Origin of the sequence: Streptomyces sp. SCL15-4, from assembly GCF_033366695.1 — a bacterium.
Classification (GTDB): Bacteria; Actinomycetota; Actinomycetes; order Streptomycetales; family Streptomycetaceae; genus Streptomyces.
Window position 1 is genome coordinate 3,579,291 of record NZ_JAOBTQ010000001.1, and the last position, 20,963, is coordinate 3,600,253.

The 20,963-nt window shown below is 69.9% G+C and carries 14 protein-coding genes; 5 read left to right on the plus strand and 9 right to left on the minus strand.

The window, feature by feature from the left end; translation table 11 throughout:
- Positions 1 to 159: 159 nt before the first annotated feature.
- Positions 160 to 1,008, plus strand: coding sequence for a helix-turn-helix domain-containing protein (locus tag SCK26_RS15460; protein ID WP_318206017.1), 849 nt, complete (start codon positions 160 to 162; stop codon positions 1,006 to 1,008).
- 9 nt (positions 1,009 to 1,017) lie between these two features.
- Here SCK26_RS15460 and SCK26_RS15465 read toward each other — a convergent pair whose 3' ends face one another.
- Together SCK26_RS15465 and SCK26_RS15470 are read right to left on the minus strand one after the other, a co-directional pair.
- Positions 1,018 to 1,671: a response regulator transcription factor gene (locus SCK26_RS15465; RefSeq protein WP_318201891.1), complete on the minus strand. Its 654-nt coding sequence runs from the start codon at positions 1,669 to 1,671 to the stop codon at positions 1,018 to 1,020.
- On the minus strand, positions 1,668 to 2,852 hold the full coding sequence (locus SCK26_RS15470; protein ID WP_318201892.1) for a sensor histidine kinase: 1,185 nt from the start codon (positions 2,850 to 2,852) through the stop codon (positions 1,668 to 1,670). The genes SCK26_RS15465 and SCK26_RS15470 overlap by 4 nt, the downstream gene beginning before the upstream one ends.
- Positions 2,853 to 3,122: 270 nt before the next feature.
- Here SCK26_RS15470 and SCK26_RS15475 point away from each other — a divergent pair, with 270 nt between their 5' ends.
- The 3 genes from SCK26_RS15475 to SCK26_RS15485 all read left to right on the plus strand — a co-directional run bounded on the left by SCK26_RS15475 (position 3,123) and on the right by SCK26_RS15485 (position 7,247).
- Positions 3,123 to 5,354, plus strand: a complete 2,232-nt coding sequence (locus SCK26_RS15475; protein ID WP_318201893.1) for an MMPL family transporter — start codon at positions 3,123 to 3,125, stop codon at positions 5,352 to 5,354.
- A gap of 65 nt (positions 5,355 to 5,419) precedes the next feature.
- Positions 5,420 to 6,208: a HEAT repeat domain-containing protein gene (locus tag SCK26_RS15480; RefSeq protein ID WP_318201894.1), complete on the plus strand. Its 789-nt coding sequence runs from the start codon at positions 5,420 to 5,422 to the stop codon at positions 6,206 to 6,208.
- Position 6,209: 1 nt separating this feature from the next.
- A complete protein-coding gene (locus SCK26_RS15485) occupies positions 6,210 to 7,247 on the plus strand; it encodes a MerR family transcriptional regulator (protein WP_318201895.1) in 1,038 nt (345 codons plus the stop codon).
- Positions 7,248 to 7,374: 127 nt separating this feature from the next.
- On the opposite strand, the gene SCK26_RS15490 is transcribed toward SCK26_RS15485, so the two are convergent.
- Positions 7,375 to 10,437, minus strand: coding sequence for a glycosyl hydrolase 115 family protein (locus SCK26_RS15490; protein ID WP_318201896.1), 3,063 nt, complete (start codon positions 10,435 to 10,437; stop codon positions 7,375 to 7,377).
- 173 nt (positions 10,438 to 10,610) lie between these two features.
- Here SCK26_RS15490 and SCK26_RS15495 point away from each other — a divergent pair, with 173 nt between their 5' ends.
- Complete coding sequence (locus SCK26_RS15495) at positions 10,611 to 11,612, plus strand: hypothetical protein (protein ID WP_318201897.1); 1,002 nt, start codon at positions 10,611 to 10,613, stop codon at positions 11,610 to 11,612.
- 88 nt (positions 11,613 to 11,700) lie between these two features.
- Here SCK26_RS15495 and tuf read toward each other — a convergent pair whose 3' ends face one another.
- The 6 genes from tuf to SCK26_RS15525 form a co-directional block, all read right to left on the minus strand.
- On the minus strand, positions 11,701 to 12,894 hold the full coding sequence (tuf, locus tag SCK26_RS15500) for an elongation factor Tu (protein WP_030601270.1): 1,194 nt from the start codon (positions 12,892 to 12,894) through the stop codon (positions 11,701 to 11,703).
- Positions 12,895 to 13,050: 156 nt separating this feature from the next.
- Positions 13,051 to 15,177 (minus strand): elongation factor G, encoded by a 2,127-nt coding sequence (gene fusA, locus SCK26_RS15505; protein ID WP_318201898.1) that lies wholly within the window; start codon positions 15,175 to 15,177, stop codon positions 13,051 to 13,053.
- A 39-nt stretch (positions 15,178 to 15,216) separates the two neighbouring features.
- Positions 15,217 to 15,687: a 30S ribosomal protein S7 gene (gene rpsG, locus SCK26_RS15510; RefSeq protein WP_003998848.1), complete on the minus strand. Its 471-nt coding sequence runs from the start codon at positions 15,685 to 15,687 to the stop codon at positions 15,217 to 15,219.
- Positions 15,688 to 15,689: 2 nt separating this feature from the next.
- The gene (gene rpsL, locus SCK26_RS15515) at positions 15,690 to 16,061 is read right to left on the minus strand and encodes a 30S ribosomal protein S12 (RefSeq protein WP_003948652.1); all 372 of its coding nucleotides are present in this window, start codon (positions 16,059 to 16,061) and stop codon (positions 15,690 to 15,692) included.
- Between the two features lie 272 nt (positions 16,062 to 16,333).
- Entirely contained in the window at positions 16,334 to 16,756 is a 423-nt protein-coding gene (locus SCK26_RS15520; protein ID WP_318201899.1) for a hypothetical protein, read from the minus strand.
- A gap of 276 nt (positions 16,757 to 17,032) precedes the next feature.
- Positions 17,033 to 20,932 (minus strand): DNA-directed RNA polymerase subunit beta', encoded by a 3,900-nt coding sequence (locus SCK26_RS15525; protein WP_318201900.1) that lies wholly within the window; start codon positions 20,930 to 20,932, stop codon positions 17,033 to 17,035.
- Positions 20,933 to 20,963 lie beyond the last annotated feature (31 nt).

The window sequence follows — 20,963 nt, forward strand, 5'->3', positions numbered from 1 at the left end:
ACTCACTCGCCTGGGTGAACGTCGCCAACTTGGCTGGATTTGGGGCGGGTTGCCTGTCCTACGCTCAGCGCGACAGCACCTCCGACATGAGTCGGCCCTCGCCGGGAGTAGCGATCCCAGTGCGAGGGCCTGACCACCGAGGAAGGCATGAACTTCCCGATGGATATCGAGGACCCTAGCGCGTCCGCGCGCACCCAGTCCCGCGTTACCGCGAACAACCACCCGAACCGGCGGAGCCACCACCCCGGCGGACTCGTCCACGACCACACGCGCCACACCACCCGCTTCACGGTGATCGGCAACCACCTCGTCCAGCACGCGGAGTTGTCGCTTCTGGCGATCGGTCTGGCGTGCCACATCCAGTCGCTGCCGCCCGGCGCCCGCGTCGACATCAAGACCTTGGCCGCCCGCTTCCCGGAGGGCGCGATCCGCATCGCGGCGGCCCTGCGGGAGCTGGAGACCCACGGCTACCTGCGCCGCGAACGCACGCGGGTCCCCGGCGGCCGGATCGTCACCCGCACGATCTCCTGCAACCAGCCCGGCCGCCACGCTGAGGAATCACCCGCACCCCGGCGCCGGAGCCAGCCCCGCCGTACGGCCCTCCCCGCCGTACCGAAGCCCGCGTACCCCTCCCCCGCCCTCCTCCGGACGGCCACGGACGTCCTGGCCGGCCTGCGCCGCAGGGACCCCCGCCTGCTCCTGTCCGCCACCGAGGCGGAGCACCTGGCACCGGGGGTCGCGGCCTGGCTGGAACGCGACCTGACCCCCACGGCCGTACGCGAGGCCCTGACCACCGGCCTCCCACCGGAACCCCTGACCCGCCCGGCCGCCCTCCTGGCCCACCGCCTGGCCACGGGCCTCCCGCCCGTCCCGCCGTACCACGCCCCCGAAGCACCCCCACCCGCCCGCCACCCCCTCCAGACCTGCGAAACCTGCGACCGGGCCTTCCGGGCCCCGGGGCCCGGCCACTGCCGCGACTGCCGGACCGACGCGCTGGAGGCCGCGTAGAGGCGGGGTTCAGCCGGCTGGGATTCCTTCCTGGATGGCCAGCACGGCCAGGCGCACGCGGTTCGTGGTGCCTGTCTTGGTCATCAGGTTCGACACGTGTGTCTTGACGGTGGTCAGGCCGATGTGCATGCGGGCGGCGATCTCGCTGTTGGAGAGACCGGCCGCGATCAGCCGCAGCACCTCCCGCTCCCGGCCGGTGAACGGGGTGGCGGGGTGGGGCGGGTCGCTCGCCGTGTCGTTCCAGGCGAGTGCGGCCCGCTCGACCACGCGGCGCAGCACGGTCGGGCTGTAGGGGCTGTCGCCCGCGGCGGCGCGGCGGACGGCGTCGAGGACGGCGGGCGGTTCGACGTCCTTGCCGAGGAATCCGCAGGCTCCGGCGTTCAGGGCGGGGTAGAGCCGGTCGTCGTCGTCGAAGGTGGTCAGGACGACGACACGGGCGGCGGGGTTGTCGCGCAGCAGGTGGCTGGTGGCGGTGGTGCCGTCCATGCCGGGCATGTGGAGGTCCATCAGCACGACGTCGGGGCGCAGCTGTCCGGCCAGGCGGAGGGCGTCCACGCCGTTGGCGGCTTCGCCGACGACGGTGATGTCCTCGGTCGAGTCGCAGAGCATGCGCACTCCGGCGCGGACCAGGTGCTGGTCGTCGACTATCAGGACGGTGATCATGGGTGTGGACCGTTCGCCGGGGGCAGGGTCGCGGCGATCCGCCAGCCGTCCCCGCCGGGGCCGATGGTGAGGGTTCCGCCGACGAGGGCGACGCGCTCGCGCATGCCGAGCAGGCCGTGGCCGCTGGAGAGAGCCGAGAGCCCGGACGGGGCCGGCGTCGGCGGGGCGGGCAGGGTGTTCTCGAGGACCAGGTGCACGGTGCTGTCCGGTGCGTGGACGCGCAGCCGCACCCGTGCCGCGGGGCCGGCGTGCTTGGCGGTGTTGGCGAGTCCTTCCTGGATCAGCCGCAGGACGGTCAGCGACCGCATCGCGTCGAGTCGCGCGATCGCGGGGTCGATGTCGGCTTCGACGGCCGTTCCGAGGCGGCGGCTCCGTTCCACCACGCCGTGGACGGCGGCCGGCAGGTCGGTCGTCTCGGCGAGCAGCGGGGCGAGGTGGTCGGCGGCGGGTTCGCGCAACGCGGCCAGCAGCCGGCGCAGGTCCGCCAGCGCGGTGTTGGCGCTGGCGTGCACGTCGTCGAGGACTTCGGCCAGGCGCGGGTCGGTGTGCGGCAGTACGTGCCGGGCCACGCCCACGCGCAGGACGGTGGAGGCCAGATGGTGGGCGACCATGTCGTGCAGTTCCCGGGCGATCGCGGCGCGCTCCGTCATCCTGGCTCCCCACTCGGCGAGGTCGCGGCTGCGTTCGGCTTCCCGTGCCCGCTCGTCGGCCATGCCGGCGGCGCGTTCCGTGGAGCGGATGTAGGCGGCCAGCAGGACGGGGACGCTGACGATGACCGCCGCCCGGTACAGGGCGGGGAACAGCTCGGTGGACAGCGGCCAGACCGGACCGGCCAGTTGGGCCAAGGCGAGGGCGGCGGAGGCGAGCGCGGTGGGCCGCCCCCAGCGGCGCACCGCGAGTTCGAACAGGGCGGCGCTGGCGCCGATCTTGGCCTCCACGGCGACCAGGGGCGCGGCCAGTTCAGCGAGGGCCAGCAGGGCGCTCTGGCCCAGCGCGGTCGCGGACGGGCGGAAACCGCCGAACGCGGCCACCGCCAGCACGCCGATGCCCACCGCCCAGTCGGCGCCCGCCAGTTCACCGGGGCGGCGCAGCAGCAGTAGGTAGCCGAGGCCGGAGACCACCAGGGCCAGCCGTACCGGGCCGAACCTGCGGCCGAGGAGGCGCTCCATCCGTCCACGCATGGCTCCAGACCCTACGGGCCGTGAGGAGGGGTCCTCCTCCGCCCTGAGCAGGAGACACCTCCTCCTTCTGGTCGGCCGCATCGGGCCGGTCGCCCGAAGCCGTGGCCGCCACGGGCGCGGGAGCATCGGCCGGCGGCCACCGCGGCCGACGCCTCGCCGGGCCCCGGCCACCACGGCGGGCACCTCGCCGGACCCCGACCACCGTGGCCGGCACCTCGCCGGGCCCTGCGGGGGCCGCCTTCCCACTCGTCCCGTACGAAGGAGTTCATTGTGTTCGCGCTGCTCGGGAGATTCGCCGTCCGGCGGCGACGGCTGGTCGTCGCCGCCGCCCTGCTGTTCACGCTGGTGGCCGGTGTGTGGGGGACGCAGGTGTTCGGGGCCATCACCGGCGGCGCCGGCTTCGACGACCCGGGCAGTGCCTCGGTGCGCGCCGACCGGGTGCTGGCCGGACCGCTGGGCCGGCTACAGCCCGACGTCGTGGTGCTGTACCGCAGCCCAGGCCGGAGCTTCGACGACCCGGCGGTGGCCGCGCCGGTCCGCGCCGCCCTGGACGCCCTGCCTCGTGAAGACCTGGCCCGCGTGGATTCGTACTGGTCCAGCGGGGCTTCCCCGGACTTCCTCAGCCGCGATCGCCGCTCCACGTACGTCACCCTGCAGTTCAAGGCATCCGACGACCAGGAGCGGGTCAAGGCCCTGCGGCGGATCGAGGACCGCCTGCGGGTGCCGGGCCTCACCGTCGCCTTCGGCGGCGTGACCGCGATGACCGAACAGGTCAACGCCCTCACCGGCCAGGACATCGGGCGGGCCGAGCTGCTGTCGGTGCCGCTGCTGCTCGTGCTGCTCGTGCTGGTCTTCCGCAGCGCAGTCGCCGCGCTGCTGCCGCTGGCCACCGGCGCCCTCGTGGCACTGGGCTCCTTCACCGTGCTGCGGGCCGTCGCCCTCGTCGTGCCGATCTCCAGCAGCGTGATCAATGTGATCACCATCCTCGGCCTCGGGCTCGCCATCGACTACGCCCTGTTCATGGTCGGCCGCTTCCGCGAGGAACTCGCCGCCGGCGCCCCGCTCGACGCCGCCGTCCAGCGCACGACGGCCACCGCGGGACGTACCGTCGCTTTCTCCGGCCTCGCCGTGGCGATCTCCTTCGCGGGCCTGATCCTCTTCCCCTCACGCTTCCTCAGCTCGATGGGGTACGCGGCGGTGTCGGTGGTCTGCTTCGCGGTACTGAGCTCGCTCACCGTCCTGCCGGCGCTGCTCCGCTTCACCGGGCACCGCGTCGACTCCTGGCGTGTGCCGCTGCCGTGGGGCCGCCGTACGGGACGCGGCCAGACGGCGACCCTCATACCGGCCGGTGACCGGCCCAGCCCGTCGAAGCACCTGGTGCCACCGGCGGCACCAGGCCGCTGGTACCGCACGGCCCGCCTGGTCATGCGCCGACCGGTGCTGACGACCGTCGCGACCGCTGTCCTGCTGCTCACCATCGGCGCGCCCTTCCTCAGCGCCCACTGGGTCCGGCCCGGCGACTGGGTCCTGCCGGCCGACGCCGACGCGCGCGTCGTCGCCCGGCAATTGAGCACCGGCTTCGACCGCGACCCCGCCAAGGTGCTCACCGCCGTCGTCCGGACCACCCGCCCCACGGCGGCGCCCGACGACGCCGAGCTGGACGCCTATGCCCGCCGGCTGCGGGCCGTGCCCGCTGTCAGCGACGCGGCCGTCACCGCCGTCCACGACGGCGACGCCAGGATCACCCTGCGCTACCGTCCGGACCCGATGTCCCAGGAGGCCGCCGCGATGGTGCGCGACCTGCGGGCGCAGACACCCCCGGACGGCGCCACCGTGCTGCTCACCGGCATGCCCGCCTCCCGCGCCGACATCGTCCACATGATCGGCTCCCGGGTCCCGTGGATGGCGCTGTTCGTCGCCGCGGTCTCCTCGCTCGTGCTGTTCCTCGCCTTCCGCTCGGTGGCGATCCCCCTCCAGAGCGTCGTCCTCAGTCTGTTGTCGCTGTTCGCCACGTTCGGGGTGATCACCTGGATCTTCCAGGACGGCCACCTGAGCGGGCTGCTCGGATTCACCCCGATCGGCGCGATCGACGCCGACTTCCCCGTGCTGATCGTCGCTATCGCCTTCGGTCTGGCCATGGACTACCAGGTGTTCCTGCTCTCCCGGATCAAGGAGCATCACGACCGCGGGGCGAGCGGCGAGGAGGCGATCGCTCTCGGCCTGCAACGCACCGCGGGAACCATCACCAGCGCGGCACTGCTGATGATCGTGGTGGTCTGCGGCTTCCTGGCCTCCTCGATCGCCTTCATGCAGATGATCGGCGTCGGCCTGGTCGTCGCGGTCGCCGTCGACGCCACACTGGTCCGCGCCGTCCTGGTCCCCGCCACCCTGCGACTGCTCGGCCGCCGGGCCTGGTGGTCCCCGCGCTTCCTGACCGGGCCCCGGACACCCGGCACCGGCGACCGCTCCGCCTGCACCCCGCGCCCGCAGTGCGGCCCATGACCACCGGTTTTCCCAGGCCGCCGATCCCGGCTTGACCTTGACACAGTGACAAGGTTTCCACTTGGGTGCAGGAGGTGGTCCCGATCGACACGACCAACGTGCCCGCGCAGCACACCGGCTTGATCAACGCCCTGGGTGCCGAGGACTCTTCGCTCCGGCTCCAGGCGGCCCTGGCGGCCGGCTCGAACCCCGACCCCGTCTTCCTGGAGACCCTCGTCGAGCGGTGCGCGGTCGAGCCCGACTTCTTCGTACGAGACATGCTGTCCTGGGCGCTGGTCCGCCTCTCGCGGGAGATCACCCTGCCCCGGATCCGCGAGGAGCTGGACTCCCAGCGCAACCAGGCCCGCAGCCAGGCGCTGCACACGCTTTCCAAGATCAACGACAAGAGCACGTGGGCCTGGATCACCCGTGACATGCTGCGCGACGCCGACGACGAGGTCGCGCGGACCGCGTGGCGCGTGGCGGTCGCCCTCGTACCCGAGGGCGAAGAGAAGGGCTTGGCCGACGAGTTGGTCCTGCAATTCGGCCGCGGCGACCGCGGTGTGCAGCTCAGCTTGAGCCGGGCCCTCATCGGCCTCGGTGAGGTGATCAAGCCCGTCCTGGAGAAGGCCGCGCACCACTCGGACGCGGACGTGGCGGCGCACGCCCGTGCCACCGAGCTGCTCCGGAGGAACCCGGAGACCGGTTTCGACGCGGCGGTCGAAGAGGCGAAGCGCGTGGCCAGGCTCGGCCCGGACCGCGCGGCCGCGGCCGAGGCGGCGGCGGAGGACATCCGGGCGGGGAAGACCACGGTGTCCGCGGCGGCGGCCGAGCCGGCCGGCCGGACCCGGGCCCCGAGAACCGGGAGATCGTAGGTTGCTGATCGGGGATGTGGCCCGTCATTCCGGGGTGAGCACCCGGATGCTCCGGCACTACGACGCCATCGGGCTGGTACAGCCGACGGGCCGCACGGTAGGCGGTTACCGCGAGTACTCGGCCGACGACGTCCGCAGGGTCTTCCACGTGGAGAGCCTGCGGTCCCTCGGGCTGTCGCTCAAGCAGATCGGGCGGGCGCTGGAGGATCCGGCCTTCACGCCGTCCGCCCTGGTCGGCGACCTCATCCAGTGGACGGAGGACCGCCTGGCGCGGGAACAGGAACTGCTGGAGCGGCTCCGTGTGATCGACGCTTCGGCGCCCACCGGCTGGCAGGACGTCCTGCACGTCGTCGCACTCATGCGGGAACTCGCCTCGACCAGCCCCGCGCGCAGGCAACAGGCCGTCCTGACACGGCCGGAAGGCGTGCCCGTCCCGGCTGAGCTGTTGGTCGGGGCGATCCTGGCCGAGTCCGACCCCCATGTCGCGGGCGCGTTGCGCTGGGCACTCGCCCGAGCGGGCGGCGAGGGCCTGGCGGCGCTGGCGGCCGTCGCGCACTCGGAAAACGTGGACATCAGGCGGCGCGCGGTGCTGGCGATCGCCGAGATGCCGGCCGGCCCGGAGGCGATCGCGGTGCTCGCGGACGCCCTCGGGGACCCGGACCCGATGGTGCGCGGGCACGCCGCTCTGGCGCTTGGCGGACAAGGAGTGGCAGCGGCCTGGCCGACGCTCGTCGGCATGGTGGTCGAGGGCCGCAACGACGTGGACGCGGCCGAGGCTCTCGGAACGCTGTCCAAGACCCCTGAATGCGGGGCCCGGATCGCGACTGCCCTGGCCGATGAACTCGCCGCGCCCACCGCGGACTCGGAGACACGGATCCGCCTGACCCAGGCGCTGGTCGAACTGGAGGGGGCCACCGCGCAGGAGATCCTGCGCAACTTGGTCCACGATCCGGACGGAGCAGTGGCCCTCGTGGCATCGGCCCTGGTGGGAGTCCTGGACGGGCGAACCGACGACGGGCAGGAACAAGAGCTCCCTTGAGGGTTCGGGGAGCCGGTCTCCCGGGGAACGACCGTGCCGTACCCCGGGAGGATCCGACGCACCTCGGCGCAGTGCCTCAGGTGTCGGGAGTGCGCCGTGCGGCGCCGGTACGGGGAGCGCCGGACCGTTACAGCCGGCGGCTCTCCAGCGGCCCCAGGTACAGCTCCGGAAGCCCGCCCGTGTCGATCAGCAGGCGCTGCACCACCACCGTCGGGTCGACCATCCAGAACTTCAGGCGGTGGACGCCCGGCTTCTCCACGGAGTGGCGCGTCGCCGTCGCGTTGATGTTGTCCGACGTGTGGCGGGCCCACACCGCGTTCAGCGCGCCGTCGTCCGCGCCCTCGGTGATGTCCACGGTCCTGATCGGACCGTCGTCCAAGGAGATGCCGTAGCGCAGGCCCTGGACGCCGGGCAGGGCCGGGTTGCGCGGGGACAGGTGCGCCCAGACCGTCACCTCGGTGGAGGAGGACAGGAGCGTCACCTCGTACTCCAGGTGGGGGGTGGAGCCGCCCGGGGTCTGGCGGGGAGCCGTCACCGGCCACGGGGTCACGCCCGCTCCGGTGCGGCCGATGCCGTCGATGCGGCGCCACCGGCCGACCGCACGGTCGTAGTGCTCGGCGTCGATCGCCACGTAGCCGCCGGCCTCCACGAAGCCCCGTGCCCGCACGCCCGACGGTCGTTCCGCCACGCAGCGGACCGCGACCGACGCGCCCGCGCCGTGCACCGTAAGGGTCGCCTCCGCGCGCCCCTTGGGTGCCCGGGACCAGTCGACCTCCACCTCCAGGCGGACCTGCTTCTCCACCCGGCCGCGCGGCCGGTCCACCCGCAGCCACGGCGCCGAGACGGAGACCTCGTAGGGGAACGGCGTACGGCCCCGGTTGAAGATCTCCACATACTGGCGGGGACGGGTCTGGTACGGGCTGAAGGGCGGCAGAACGGCCTCACCCGACGCGCCCCCGGGCCACCACTCGCCCTTGTCCTCCGCGCCGTCCACCGACACGCCCAGCTCCGCCGCCTCCGGCACCTCGATGCGCCGCACCGCCGGGAAGAGCACGTCGGGTATGGCCACGTTGTCCTTCTCCGGCTGCTGCCAGGGCGCGTTCGGGCCGTAGCGGTCGACGTCGCCGTAGTCGATGTGCGGCTGGGTCTGGAAGCCCTTCCATTTGCCGTTCGCCACCCGCGAGTTGAAACGGTCGGCGAGCGCGAAATCGCGGTCGAGGCCCGCCTCCGCCTGGGCCGCGCGGTCGTTCGCCGCGGCCCGGCCCTGCGCCGCGTAGAGCAGGTTGGTGAACTCCGCCTGCCGCAGCTCGTACAGGTTCGCGGTCGCCGTCACCTCGTAGCCGGCCAGTTCGAACCACGCGTCCCGCAGCCGCTCCGGCAGCCTGCGCTCGACGCGTTCGGCGCGGCGGCCCAGTTCGCGCCACTCCTCGGTGACCCGCTCCAGCTCCCGGTGCGCGAAGTAGTACGGGGTCTGCTGGTCGTCGTTGACGATCCGGTCGCCGGAGAGGGTGATCCGGCGGTTCAGCAGCTCCGGTTTGCGGCGGGCCTGGAGCCGGCCGTACTCCGCCAGCAGCGAAGCGATCTCCGCCGACTGCGCCTCGCCGAAGTTCTGCCGGGCGTAGCGCTCCTCCCACTCGCCGAGGCGCTCCAGCGGCAGGCGGTCCGGGTCCCAGGCGTAGTCGAGGAAGAACTCCGTCGGGAGTTCGTTGCCCTTCAGGTCGCCGACGTTGACCACCCACAGGCCGTGGTTGCCATAGGCGTGCGCCTGGTGGAGCTGGTCCCAGACGTTGCGGAGGTTCGCGGTGTCGACCCACTTGTAGTTGCGGCCGGCGCCGACGTAGTCGAAGTGGTAGTACAGGCCGTAACCGCCGGTGCGGGGGCCGTCCGGGTGCTTGCGGATGTTGCCCCAGTTGTCGTCCGTGAGGACCACGGTGACGTCGTCGGGGGCGCGCAGGCCCCGGTCCCAGTAGCGCTGCACCTCCTTGTAGAGGGTCCACACCTGCGGGGTCTCGGCGGCCGGCCTCCCGGTCACCTCCTCGATGATGCGGCGCTGGTCGGCGATGATCTCCTGCATCAGCTCGATGCCGTCGCCGTCGGGCAGGCTGGTGTCGCCGTTGCCGCGCATGCCGAGGGTCACCACGCCCTCGAAGCCCTCGTCGACCATCCGCTGGATGCCGGCCCGCCAGTACGCGCGGATCGCCTCCGCGTTGCGGCGGTACGACCATTCGCCCGTGCCCCCGTAAGGGTCGGACCCGGAGCCCGCGTGCCGGTTCCACTCCTCGATGCCGCGCATCATCGGCGCCTCGTGAGAGGTGCCCATGACAATCCCGTACTGGGCGGCCCTGCGGTGGTTCTCCGGGTCGTCCTCGGCGAAGGCACGGCCCCAGACCGCCGGCCAGAGGTAGTTGCCCTTCAGCCGCAGCAGGACCTCGAACACCTTCGCGTAGAAGTCGGCCGTGAAGCCGTTGGGGAAGCCCGGTGCCTTTCCGGGGCCGAAGTAGGCCGGGGCCCAGGTGCCGAGCGCCGGGTTCTCGTCGTTGATGAAGATGCCCCGGTACTTCACCGCCGGCGTCCCCTGGGTGAAGCGGCCGGGCTTCACCCAGACGTGCGCGCGCCGGGCCGGCGGTACGTCGTCCCACCAGTGCCAGGGCGAGACGCCGATGCCGTACGAGACGTCGTACGCCCCGAAGATCGTGCCCCGCGGATCGCTGCCCGCGATGACGAACGCCCGCTCCACCCCGGGCATCGGATGGTCCACGACCGTCTGGAGCGAGGTCTCCCACTTGCCGCGCACGCCGGTCACGTCGAGCTTTCCGGACCGGATCAGGCCGTCGATCAGCGGGCTGCGGCCGATCGTGCCGACCAGCACCGGGAAGCGGCCGATCGTGGTGCCCGGACGGACGCCGGTCACCCGCGCGAGGTCGTCTCGGAGGTCCCCTGCGACCCGTACGACTCCGGGGTGATCCTCCTGGCTGACCACCACCGGCGCGCCCACGAGGGAGAACACCCCGCCGGTGAACGAGATGTACGACCCCGGGTCCGTCACCCGCAGCCCCTCCCCGGCCCCGGACACGACCCCGGATCCGGGTTCGGACGCGGCCTCCGCCGCCGGTCCCGACACCGCGGCCAGACCGGCGCCCAGAACCGTCCCGCCCAGGACCGTCCTACGGCTGACGTGCGCAGACGACATACAACACTCCTCCGGCTCCCACATGCCTCGCTATTTGCTCAGCGGCATGACAAATAGTGGGCGAGGCGACGGCACCGGGGAACGGGTCGGGCGCACCGAATAGTTTCGAGACCCGTAAGGGACGCCTCAGGGAGGCCGGCGGCGGTGCCGGCGGGGGCCGCTAGCCTCCGGCCATGACCCGTACCACTCCCCCGCGCCCCCTGGACATCACCGGCCCCTTCCCCGAGCTGGCCCCGCTCGCCCGCACCGCCGTACGGCTGCACCCCCGGGCCGGCACGCCCACCCCGGCGGACAGCTCGCTCGGCGGACCGCTGCTGTGGCCCGAGGAGGAGGCGTGGCCGGGGTGCCCGGAGCATGCCGGGCCCTGGCACAAGGGCGTGGCCCCCGACGACGTACGACGGGCCCGGCGCGTGCTGCGGGAGGCGTGGGCCCGGCCCCGCGCGGAGGGCGATGCGCTGCTGACCGAGGAGGAGAGGGCCGTCGTGGACCGGGGGCGGGAGCGGGTGCGGATACCCGTGGACGGGCCGCTTCCGATGGTTCCGGCGCTCCAGCTGTACGCCGCCGACGTGCCAGCGCTGCCCCGCCCGGACGGCACCGATCTGCTCCAGGTGCTGTGGTGCCCGTTCGACCACAACCCCGGCCGTCTGCCCCGTGTCGAGCTGCGCCGGCGCGACTCCGCCGCCGTCACCGCCCCGCTCGCCGCGCCCCCGCGGCCCGCCGTGGCCGGCGACCGCGACTACCTGCCCGAACCCTGTGTGCTGCACCCGGAGACCGTCACGGAGTACCCGGCCCCGCACGAGCTGCCCGAGGAACTGGCCGAACGTATCGAGGCGTGGGAGGACTCTCGGGAGGACACCGGGCTCCGCTACCAGTACGACCTCTCCGTGGCCCCGGGCACCAAGCTCGGCGGCCACGCGCCCTGGAGCTACTCCGACCCCTTCCCCATGGCCTGCGGCGAGTGCGGGTCGCCGGTACGGCCCCTGCTCACCTTCGACGGCGCCGAGTGGGACGGCGGCAGCGGGAGCTGGCGCCCACTGGAGGATGCCGGGTACACCGGACCGATGTTCCAGGGGCCGTCCGGGCAGACCGAGCTGAACTTCGGCCGCGGGTACTGCATGCAGATCTACGCGTGCGAGGCGTCGTACGACCATCCGCCGCTGACGAACATGCAGTGAACCCCCCGGAAAAGCAGAAGAGGCCCGTACGACCGGAGTCGTACGGGCCTCCCCTTAGGTCAGGTGCTGACCCTCAAGCAAGCGGAACTTACTTGACGATCTTGGTGACCTGGCCGGCGCCCACGGTGCGGCCACCCTCACGGATGGCGAACTTCAGGCCCTCTTCCATGGCGACGGGCTGGATGAGCTCCACCTTCATCTCGGTGTTGTCACCCGGCATGACCATCTCGGTGCCCTCGGGGAGGGTCACCACGCCGGTCACGTCCGTCGTACGGAAGTAGAACTGCGGACGGTAGTTGTTGAAGAACGGCGTGTGGCGGCCACCCTCGTCCTTGGACAGGATGTAGGCCTGCGCCTCGAACTCGGTGTGCGGGGTGACCGAGCCCGGCTTGATGATGACCTGGCCGCGCTCGACGTCCTCGCGCTTGATGCCACGGAGGAGCAGACCGACGTTCTCACCGGCCTGGCCCTCGTCGAGCAGCTTGCGGAACATCTCGATGCCGGTGACCGTGGTGGAGGTCTTCTCGGTCTTGATGCCGATGATGTCGACGTTCTCGTTGACCTTGAGGACACCACGCTCGATACGGCCGGTGACGACCGTACCGCGACCGGTGATGGTGAAGACGTCCTCGATCGGCATGAGGAACGGCTTGTCGACGTCGCGCTCCGGCTGCGGGATCGACTCGTCGACGGCCTTCATCAGGTTGAGGACGGAGTCCACCCACTCCTGCTCGCCCTCGAGGGCCTTGAGCGCGGAGACCTTGACGACCGGAACGTCGTCGCCGGGGAACTCGTACTCGGAGAGGAGCTCACGGACCTCGAGCTCGACGAGCTCCAGGATCTCCTCGTCGTCCACCATGTCGGCCTTGTTCAGGGCGACGACGATGTACGGAACGCCGACCTGGCGGGCCAGGAGCACGTGCTCCTTGGTCTGCGGCATCGGGCCGTCGGTGGCGGCGACCACCAGGATCGCGCCGTCCATCTGCGCGGCACCGGTGATCATGTTCTTGATGTAGTCCGCGTGACCAGGGCAGTCGACGTGGGCGTAGTGACGCGCCTCGGTCTGGTACTCGACGTGCGCGATGGAGATGGTGATACCGCGCTGACGCTCCTCGGGCGCCTTGTCGATGTTGTCGAACGGGGTGGCCTCGTTCAGGTCCGGGTACGCGTCGTGCAGCACCTTGGTAATGGCGGCCGTGAGGGTCGTCTTACCGTGGTCGATGTGACCGATGGTGCCGATGTTGACGTGCGGCTTAGTCCGCTCGAACTTCGCCTTCGCCACTGGGGTCCTCCTGTGGAGTGGTTCTGTACGCCTTACTTCATCGGCGCCAGGTGATCTTTGCTGTAAAGGCCCGGAACCCGGGGCAAACGCTCGCGATTGCGGACGTTTGCCTCTGGAGGCTCCGGAGTCAAGCCTACGGCGTGTTAACGCGGTGCGTTACTCGCCCTTGGCCTTCGCGATGATCTCCTCGGCGACGTTCCGCGGAACCTCGGCGTAGGAGTCGAACTGCATCGAGTAGCTTGCGCGACCCGACGTCTTGCTGCGGAGGTCGCCGACGTAGCCGAACATCTCCGACAGGGGCACGAGGCCCTTCACGACGCGGGCACCAGCCCGCTCCTCCATGGCCTGGATCTGACCACGGCGGGAGTTGATGTCGCCGATGACCTCACCCATGTAGTCCTCGGGCGTGGTGACCTCGACGGCCATCATCGGCTCGAGCAGCACGGGGCTGGCCTTGCGCGCGGCCTCCTTGAAGGCCTGCGATCCGGCGATCTTGAAGGCGAGCTCGGAGGAGTCGACCTCGTGGTAGGCACCGTCGTGGAGGATGACACGGACACCGGTCATCTCGTAGCCGGCGAGGATGCCGAACTGCATGGCCTCCTGCGCACCGGCGTCCACCGAAGGGATGTACTCCTTCGGGATGCGGCCACCGGTCACCTTGTTCACGAACTCGTACGAGACGTCGCCGCCCTCGAGGGGCTCGATGCCGATCTGCACCTTCGCGAACTGACCGGTACCACCGGTCTGCTTCTTGTGGGTGTAGTCGACGCGCTCGACGGCCTTGCGGATCGTCTCACGGTAGGCCACCTGCGGCTTGCCGACGTTGGCCTCGACCTTGAACTCGCGCTTCATGCGGTCCACGAGGACCTCGAGGTGAAGCTCGCCCATACCGCCGATGACGGTCTGGCCGGTCTCCTCGTTGGTGTGAACCTGGAAGGAGGGGTCCTCCTCCGCGAGACGCTGGATGGCGACACCCAGCTTCTCCTGGTCACCCTTGGACTTGGGCTCGATCGCGACCTCGATGACCGGCGCCGGGAAGTCCATGGACTCCAGGATCACCGGGTTCTTCTCGTCGCAGAGCGTCTCACCGGTGGTGGTCTGCTTCAGGCCCATGACGGCGACGATGTCGCCGGCGCCCACCGAGTCGATCTCCTCACGCTTGTTCGCGTGCATGCGGTAGATCTTGCCGATGCGCTCCTTGCGGCCCTTGACGGAGTTCAGCACGGCGGTGCCGGACTCCAGGCGGCCGGAGTACACGCGGACGAAGGTGAGCTTGCCGAGGTGCGGGTCGCTCATGATCTTGAACGCCAGCGCCGAGAGCGGCTCCTCGTCGGACGGCTTGCGCTTGACGACCTCCTCCGCGTTGTTGACCGCGTGGCCCTCGATGGCCTCGATGTCAACCGGAGACGGCAGGTAGCGCACGACCGCGTCGAGCAGGGGCTGCACGCCCTTGTTCTTGAACGCGGTACCGCAGAACACCGGGGTCACCGTGGTGCCGGTGCCCTTGCCGGAGGCGATGGTGATACGACGGATCGCGGCGTACAGCTGCTCCACGGAAGGCTCTTCGCCCTCCAGGTACAGCTCCATGATCTCTTCGTCGTTCTCGGCCACGGCCTCGAGCAGCTTGCCGCGCCACTCCTCGGCAGCCTCGGTGTGGGTGTCCGGGATGTCGACGATGTCGTACATCTCGCCCTTGGTGGCCTCGGCGGACCAGACGAACGCCTTCATCGTCACCAGGTCGACGACACCCTTGAAGTCCGCCTCGGCACCGATCGGCAGCTGCATGACCAGCGGCTGCGCGCCCAGACGGTCGGAGATCATGTCGACACAGCGGTGGAACTCGGCACCGGTGCGGTCGAGCTTGTTGACGAAGCAGATACGCGGAACGCCGTAGCGGTCCGCCTGACGCCACACGGTCTCGGACTGCGGCTCAACGCCGGCGACGCCGTCGAACACCGTCACGGCACCGTCGAGCACGCGCAGGGAGCGCTCCACCTCGACGGTGAAGTCGACGTGACCCGGGGTGTCGATGATGTTGATGGTGTGGTCGACGTTCTCCAGCGGCCAGTGGCAGGTGGTGGCAGCAGAGGTGATCGTGATGCCACGCTCCTGCTCCTGCTCCATCCAGTCCATGGTGGCAGCGCCGTCGTGGACCTCACCGATCTTGTACGACACACCGGTGTAGAACAGGATCCGCTCGGTGGTGGTCGTCTTGCCCGCGTCGATGTGGGCCATGATCCCGATGTTCCGGACCCTGGCCAGGTCAAGTGAAGTGGTAGCCATAAGGCTTCAGTCTTCTCTCGGTCTCGATGTGGGTAGCGACTACCAGCGGTAGTGCGCGAAGGCCTTGTTGGACTCGGCCATCTTGTGGGTGTCCTCGCGCTTCTTCACGGCCGCACCGAGGCCGTTGGAGGCATCGAGAAGCTCGTTGAGGAGACGCTCGGTCATGGTCTTCTCGCGACGGGCGCGGGAGTAACCGACCAGCCAGCGCAGCGCCAGGGTGTTGGCGCGGCCGGGCTTGACCTCGACCGGCACCTGGTAGGTGGCGCCACCGACACGGCGGGACTTGACCTCGAGGGTCGGCTTGATGTTCTCAAGAGCGCGCTTGAGCGTGATGACCGGGTCGTTGCCGGTCTTCTCGCGCAGGCCCTCCATGGCGCCGTAGACGATGCGCTCGGCGGTGGAGCGCTTGCCGTTCAGCAGCACCTTGTTGATCAGGGAGGTCACCAGAGGAGAGCCGTAGACCGGGTCGATGATGACCGGGCGCTTCGGGGCGGGGCCCTTACGAGGCATTCTTACTTCTCCTTCTTGGCGCCGTAACGGCTGCGAGCCTGCTTGCGGTTCTTGACACCCTGGGTGTCGAGCGAACCGCGGATGATCTTGTAACGAACACCCGGCAGGTCCTTCACACGGCCGCCGCGCACGAGCACGATGGAGTGCTCCTGCAGGTTGTGTCCCTCACCCGGAATGTAAGCGGTGACCTCGATGCCGCTGGTCAGACGCACACGCGCGACCTTGCGGAGGGCCGAGTTCGGCTTCTTCGGGGTGGTCGTGAACACACGCGTGCAGACGCCACGACGCTGAGGGGAACCCTCGAGTGCGGGCGTCTTGTTCTTTTCGACCTTGTCCTGCCGGCCCTTGCGGACCAGCTGCTGGATCGTAGGCACTACTTCTCCGGTTTCTGTGTGCCGATGGGTACAGCTAACCTGGAACGTCGCCGACCCACGCGGTCGGGTGTGTCGAATCCGCAGGACCCCCACCGCGAGGCGGGAAGAAGCGCAGATTACGGTGGCCGCTCATGACTCGCCGTACGGTTCACAGGCACGCACAGGAGCCAGGGCACACCCCAGGCACAAGGTCTGAGCGTACCTACCTCATTCGCTGCGGTCAAAACAAATGGGGTCCACACCAACCGGTCAGGCCCGGGCTGTGCTCACGGTCACTTCTCCGGGAGCCCCAGGTGCCGGCGGATCAACCGGGCGTCCTCCCGGTCCTTTGGCCGGCCGAGCCTTTCCTTACAGGCCAGGACGTCGCCGAGCGGAGAGAAGGGGATCGCCTGCACCCATTCCGCGGCCTCGATCATCGCGTCCGGCCCCGGGGAGCCCGGGAGCCAGCGATCGAACACCTCTATGCGCCCGCCGAAGAGCGACACCAGGCAGCCGTACCCGGACAGCGGTACCACGGGGTCCCCGAGCCGCAGAGCGGCCTTCCACGCGTCACCCCTGGCGACGACGTCCAGATCGCGTTCCACGTTGCGCAGACCGTGCGCGAGAAGGGGTCCACTGCCCGTCACCACGTAGTCCCCCGCCGGCAGCGCCAGCGAGCACAGCTCACGAATCAAGGGGTGCTCGGACAGCTCCAAGGCATCTCCCGCCCCTGGAGGACAGACAGTCCGGCCGCCGACCGCGCCGCCATGCCCATGGCCGGTGCCGCCATGACACCGGCCAGAGTACCGACCAGCCGAAGCGTTCCGCCTGGCTGGGCCGGCGCCGGAGAACCGCCCCCAGAGCGGCCAGGACGGCGGCACAGAGCGCCGCCCAGGGCCGTATGCGGTCCGTGTACGAGGAAACGGCCTAGCCGCCGCACACGCCGAAGGGCGGCCACCCCCTACGGGATGGCCGCCCTTCATGCTGCTCGCTTACTGGTTGTACGGACCGTAGTCGTAGTCCTCCAGCGGGACGGCCTGGCCGGAGCCGGTGCCGAACGGCGAGTAGTCGATGTCGTCGTAGCCGACGGCCGAGTACATCGCGGCCTTGGCCTCCTCGGTCGGCTCGACCCGGATGTTGCGGTAGCGGGACAGGCCCGTACCGGCCGGGATGAGCTTACCGATGATGACGTTCTCCTTGAGGCCGATGAGGCTGTCGGACTTGGCGTTGATCGCCGCGTCCGTCAGGACTCGGGTCGTCTCCTGGAAGGAGGCGGCCGACAGCCAGGATTCCGTCGCCAGCGAGGCCTTGGTGATACCCATCAGCTGCGGACGACCGGAGGCCGGGTGACCGCCCTCCTGGACCACACGACGGTTCTCCTGCTCGAAGCGGGAGCGCTCGACCAGCTCGCCGGGCAGCAGCTCGGCGTCGCCGGACTCGATGATCGTCACGCGGCGCAGCATCTGCCGGATGATGATCTCGATGTGCTTGTCGTGGATCGACACACCCTGCGAGTTGTAGACCTTCTGGACCTCGCCGACCAGGTGGACCTGGACGGCACGCTGGCCCAGGATGCGCAGCACGTCGTGCGGGTTGGTGGCACCCACGGTGAGCTGCTGGCCCACCTCGACGTGGTCGCCCTCGCGGACCAGGACCTTGGCGCGCTTCGAGATCGGGTACGCCGTCTCGTCGCTGCCGTCGTCCGGGGTGACGACGATCTTCTTGGTCTTCTCGGTCTCCTCGATGCGGACGCGGCCGCTCGCCTCGGAGATCGGGGCGACACCCTTCGGGGTACGGGCCTCGAAGAGCTCGACGACACGCGGCAGACCCTGGGTGATGTCGTCACCGGCCACACCACCGGTGTGGAAGGTACGCATCGTCAGCTGGGTACCGGGCTCACCGATGGACTGGGCGGCGATGATGCCGACCGCCTCGCCGATGTCGACCAGCTTGCCGGTGGCGAGCGAACGGCCGTAGCACATCGCGCAGGTACCGACGGCGGACTCGCAGGTCAGGACCGAGCGGGTCTTGACCTCCTCGACGCCGCGGGAGACCAGTTCCTCGATGAGGACGTCGCCCAGGTCGGTGCCGGCCGGGGCCAGCACCTGGCCCTCGACCACGATGTCCTCGGCGAGGCAGCGCGCGTACACGGACGTCTCGACGTTGTCCGTCTTGCGCAGCACGCCGTCGGCGCCCCGGTCGGCGATCCGCAGCTTGAGGCCACGCTCGGTGCCGCAGTCCTCCTCGCGGATGATGACGTCCTGCGAGACGTCCACCAGACGACGGGTGAGGTAACCCGAGTCGGCGGTACGCAGGGCGGTGTCCGCCAGACCCTTACGGGCACCGTGGGTGGAGATGAAGTACTCCAGCACGGACAGGCCCTCACGGAACGACGCCTTGATCGGACGCGGGATCGTCTCGTTCTTGGCGTTCGACACCAGACCACGCATACCGGCGATCTGCCGCATCTGCATCATGTTTCCTCGGGCACCCGAGTCAACCATCATGAAGATGGGGTTCGTCTTGGGGAAGTTCTCGTTCATCGCCTCGGCGACCTCGTTGGTCGCCTTGGTCCAGATCGCGATGAGCTCCTGAGTGCGCTCTTCCTTGGTGATCAGACCGCGCTCGTACTGCTTCTGGACCTTCTCGTCCTGCGCCTCGTAGCCCTTGACGATCTCCTTCTTCGCCTCGGGAACGACGACGTCGGAGATGGCCACGGTGACACCGGAACGGGTCGCCCAGTAGAAGCCGGCCGCCTTCAGGTTGTCGAGCGTCGCCGCCACGATGACCTTCGGGTAGCGCTCGGCCAGGTCGTTGACGATCTCGGAGAGCTGCTTCTTGCCCACCGAGTAGTCGACGAACGGGTAGTCCTCGGGCAGCAGCTCGTTGAAGAGCGCGCGGCCCAGGGTGGTGCGCAGGCGGAACGAGTCACCCTGCTGCCACTCGGGCTCGCCCTCCTCGCGGGCCGGCGGCGTCCAGCCCCGCGGCGGGATGGTGCCCACCGGGAAGCGGATGTCGATCTGCGACTGCAGCGCCAGCTCGCCGGCGTCGAACGCCATGATCGCCTCGGCCGTGGAGCCGAACGCGCGGCCCTCGCCCTTGGTGTCACGCAGCTCGCCGTCGGTGGTGAGGAAGAACAGACCGAGGACCATGTCCTGGGTCGGCATCGTCACCGGGCGGCCGTCGGCCGGCTTGAGGATGTTGTTCGAGGACAGCATCAGGATGCGGGCCTCGGCCTGCGCCTCCGCGGACAGCGGCAGGTGCACGGCCATCTGGTCACCGTCGAAGTCCGCGTTGAACGCGGTGCACACGAGCGGGTGGATCTGGATGGCCTTGCCCTCGACCAGCTGCGGCTCGAAGGCCTGGATGCCGAGGCGGTGCAGGGTGGGAGCACGGTTCAGCAGCACCGGGTGCTCGGCGATGACCTCTTCGAGGACGTCGTACACGACCGTGCGGCCGCGCTCCACCATGCGCTTGGCGCTCTTGATGTTCTGCGCGTGGTTCAGGTCGACCAGGCGCTTCATCACGAACGGCTTGAACAGCTCCAGCGCCATCGCCTTGGGCAGACCGCACTGGTGCAGCTTCAGCTGCGGGCCGACGACGATGACGGAACGCGCCGAGTAGTCGACACGCTTGCCGAGCAGGTTCTGACGGAATCGACCCTGCTTGCCCTTCAGCATGTCGCTGAGGGACTTCAGCGGACGGTTGCCGGGGCCCGTGACCGGGCGGCCACGACGGCCGTTGTCGAACAGCGCGTCGACGGCCTCCTGGAGCATGCGCTTCTCGTTGTTCACGATGATCTCGGGCGCGCCGAGGTCGAGAAGCCGCTTCAGGCGGTTGTTGCGGTTGATCACACGGCGGTACAGGTCGTTCAGGTCGGAGGTCGCGAAGCGGCCACCGTCCAGCTGCACCATCGGACGCAGGTCCGGCGGGATGACCGGGACGCAGTCCAGGACCATGCCCTTGGGGCTGTTGGAGGTCTGCAGGAACGCGGAGACGACCTTCAGCCGCTTCAGGGCACGGGTCTTCTTCTGGCCCTTGCCGGTGCGGATGATCTCGCGGAGCTTCTCGGCCTCCTCCTCGAGGTCGAAGGACTCCAGGCGCTTCTGCAGCGCGGCGGCGCCCATCGAGCCGTCGAAGTAGGTGCCGAAGCGGTCGCGCAGCTCGCGGTAGAGCAGCTCGTCGCCCTCCAGGTCCTGGACCTTGAGGTTCTTGAACCGGTTCCACACCTCGTCGAGGCGGTCGATCTCGCGCTGCGCGCGGTCGCGCAGCTGCTTCATCTCGCGCTCGGCACCCTCGCGCACCTTGCGGCGCACGTCGGCCTTGGCGCCCTCGGCCTCCAGCTCGGCCAGGTCGGTCTCGAGCTTCTTGGCGCGGGCCTCGAGGTCGGCGTCGCGGCGGTTCTCGATCTGCTGACGCTCGACGGAGACGTGCGCCTCCAGGGAGGGCAGGTCGCGGGTGCGGCGCTCCTCGTCGACGTACGTGATCATGTACGCCGCGAAGTAGATGACCTTCTCGAGGTCCTTCGGCGCCAGGTCCAGCAGGTAGCCGAGGCGCGAGGGGACACCCTTGAAGTACCAGATGTGGGTGACCGGGGCGGCCAGCTCGATGTGGCCCATCCGCTCACGGCGCACCTTGGCGCGGGTGACCTCGACGCCACAGCGCTCGCAGATGATGCCCTTGAAGCGGACGCGCTTGTACTTGCCGCAGTAGCACTCCCAGTCCCGGGTCGGACCGAAGATCTTCTCGCAGAAGAGTCCGTCCTTTTCGGGCTTGAGGGTGCGGTAGTTGATGGTCTCGGGCTTCTTGACCTCGCCGTGGCTCCACTGACGGATGTCGTCAGCGGTGGCCAGGCCGATCCGGAGCTCGTCGAAGAAGTTGACGTCGAGCACTATGCGTCAATCCCTCTCAGGGTCGAAAGTC

Coding starts and splice junctions, on each gene's coding strand:
- SCK26_RS15460 (WP_318206017.1), top strand. CDS start 160: ATGGATATCGAGGACCCTAGCGCGTCCGCGCGCACCCAGTCCCGCGTT.
- SCK26_RS15465 (WP_318201891.1), bottom strand. CDS start 1,671: ATGATCACCGTCCTGATAGTCGACGACCAGCACCTGGTCCGCGCCGGA.
- SCK26_RS15470 (WP_318201892.1), bottom strand. CDS start 2,852: ATGCGTGGACGGATGGAGCGCCTCCTCGGCCGCAGGTTCGGCCCGGTA.
- SCK26_RS15490 (WP_318201896.1), bottom strand. CDS start 10,437: ATGTCGTCTGCGCACGTCAGCCGTAGGACGGTCCTGGGCGGGACGGTT.
- SCK26_RS15495 (WP_318201897.1), top strand. CDS start 10,611: ATGACCCGTACCACTCCCCCGCGCCCCCTGGACATCACCGGCCCCTTC.
- fusA (WP_318201898.1), bottom strand. CDS start 15,177: ATGGCTACCACTTCACTTGACCTGGCCAGGGTCCGGAACATCGGGATC.
- rpsG (WP_003998848.1), bottom strand. CDS start 15,687: ATGCCTCGTAAGGGCCCCGCCCCGAAGCGCCCGGTCATCATCGACCCG.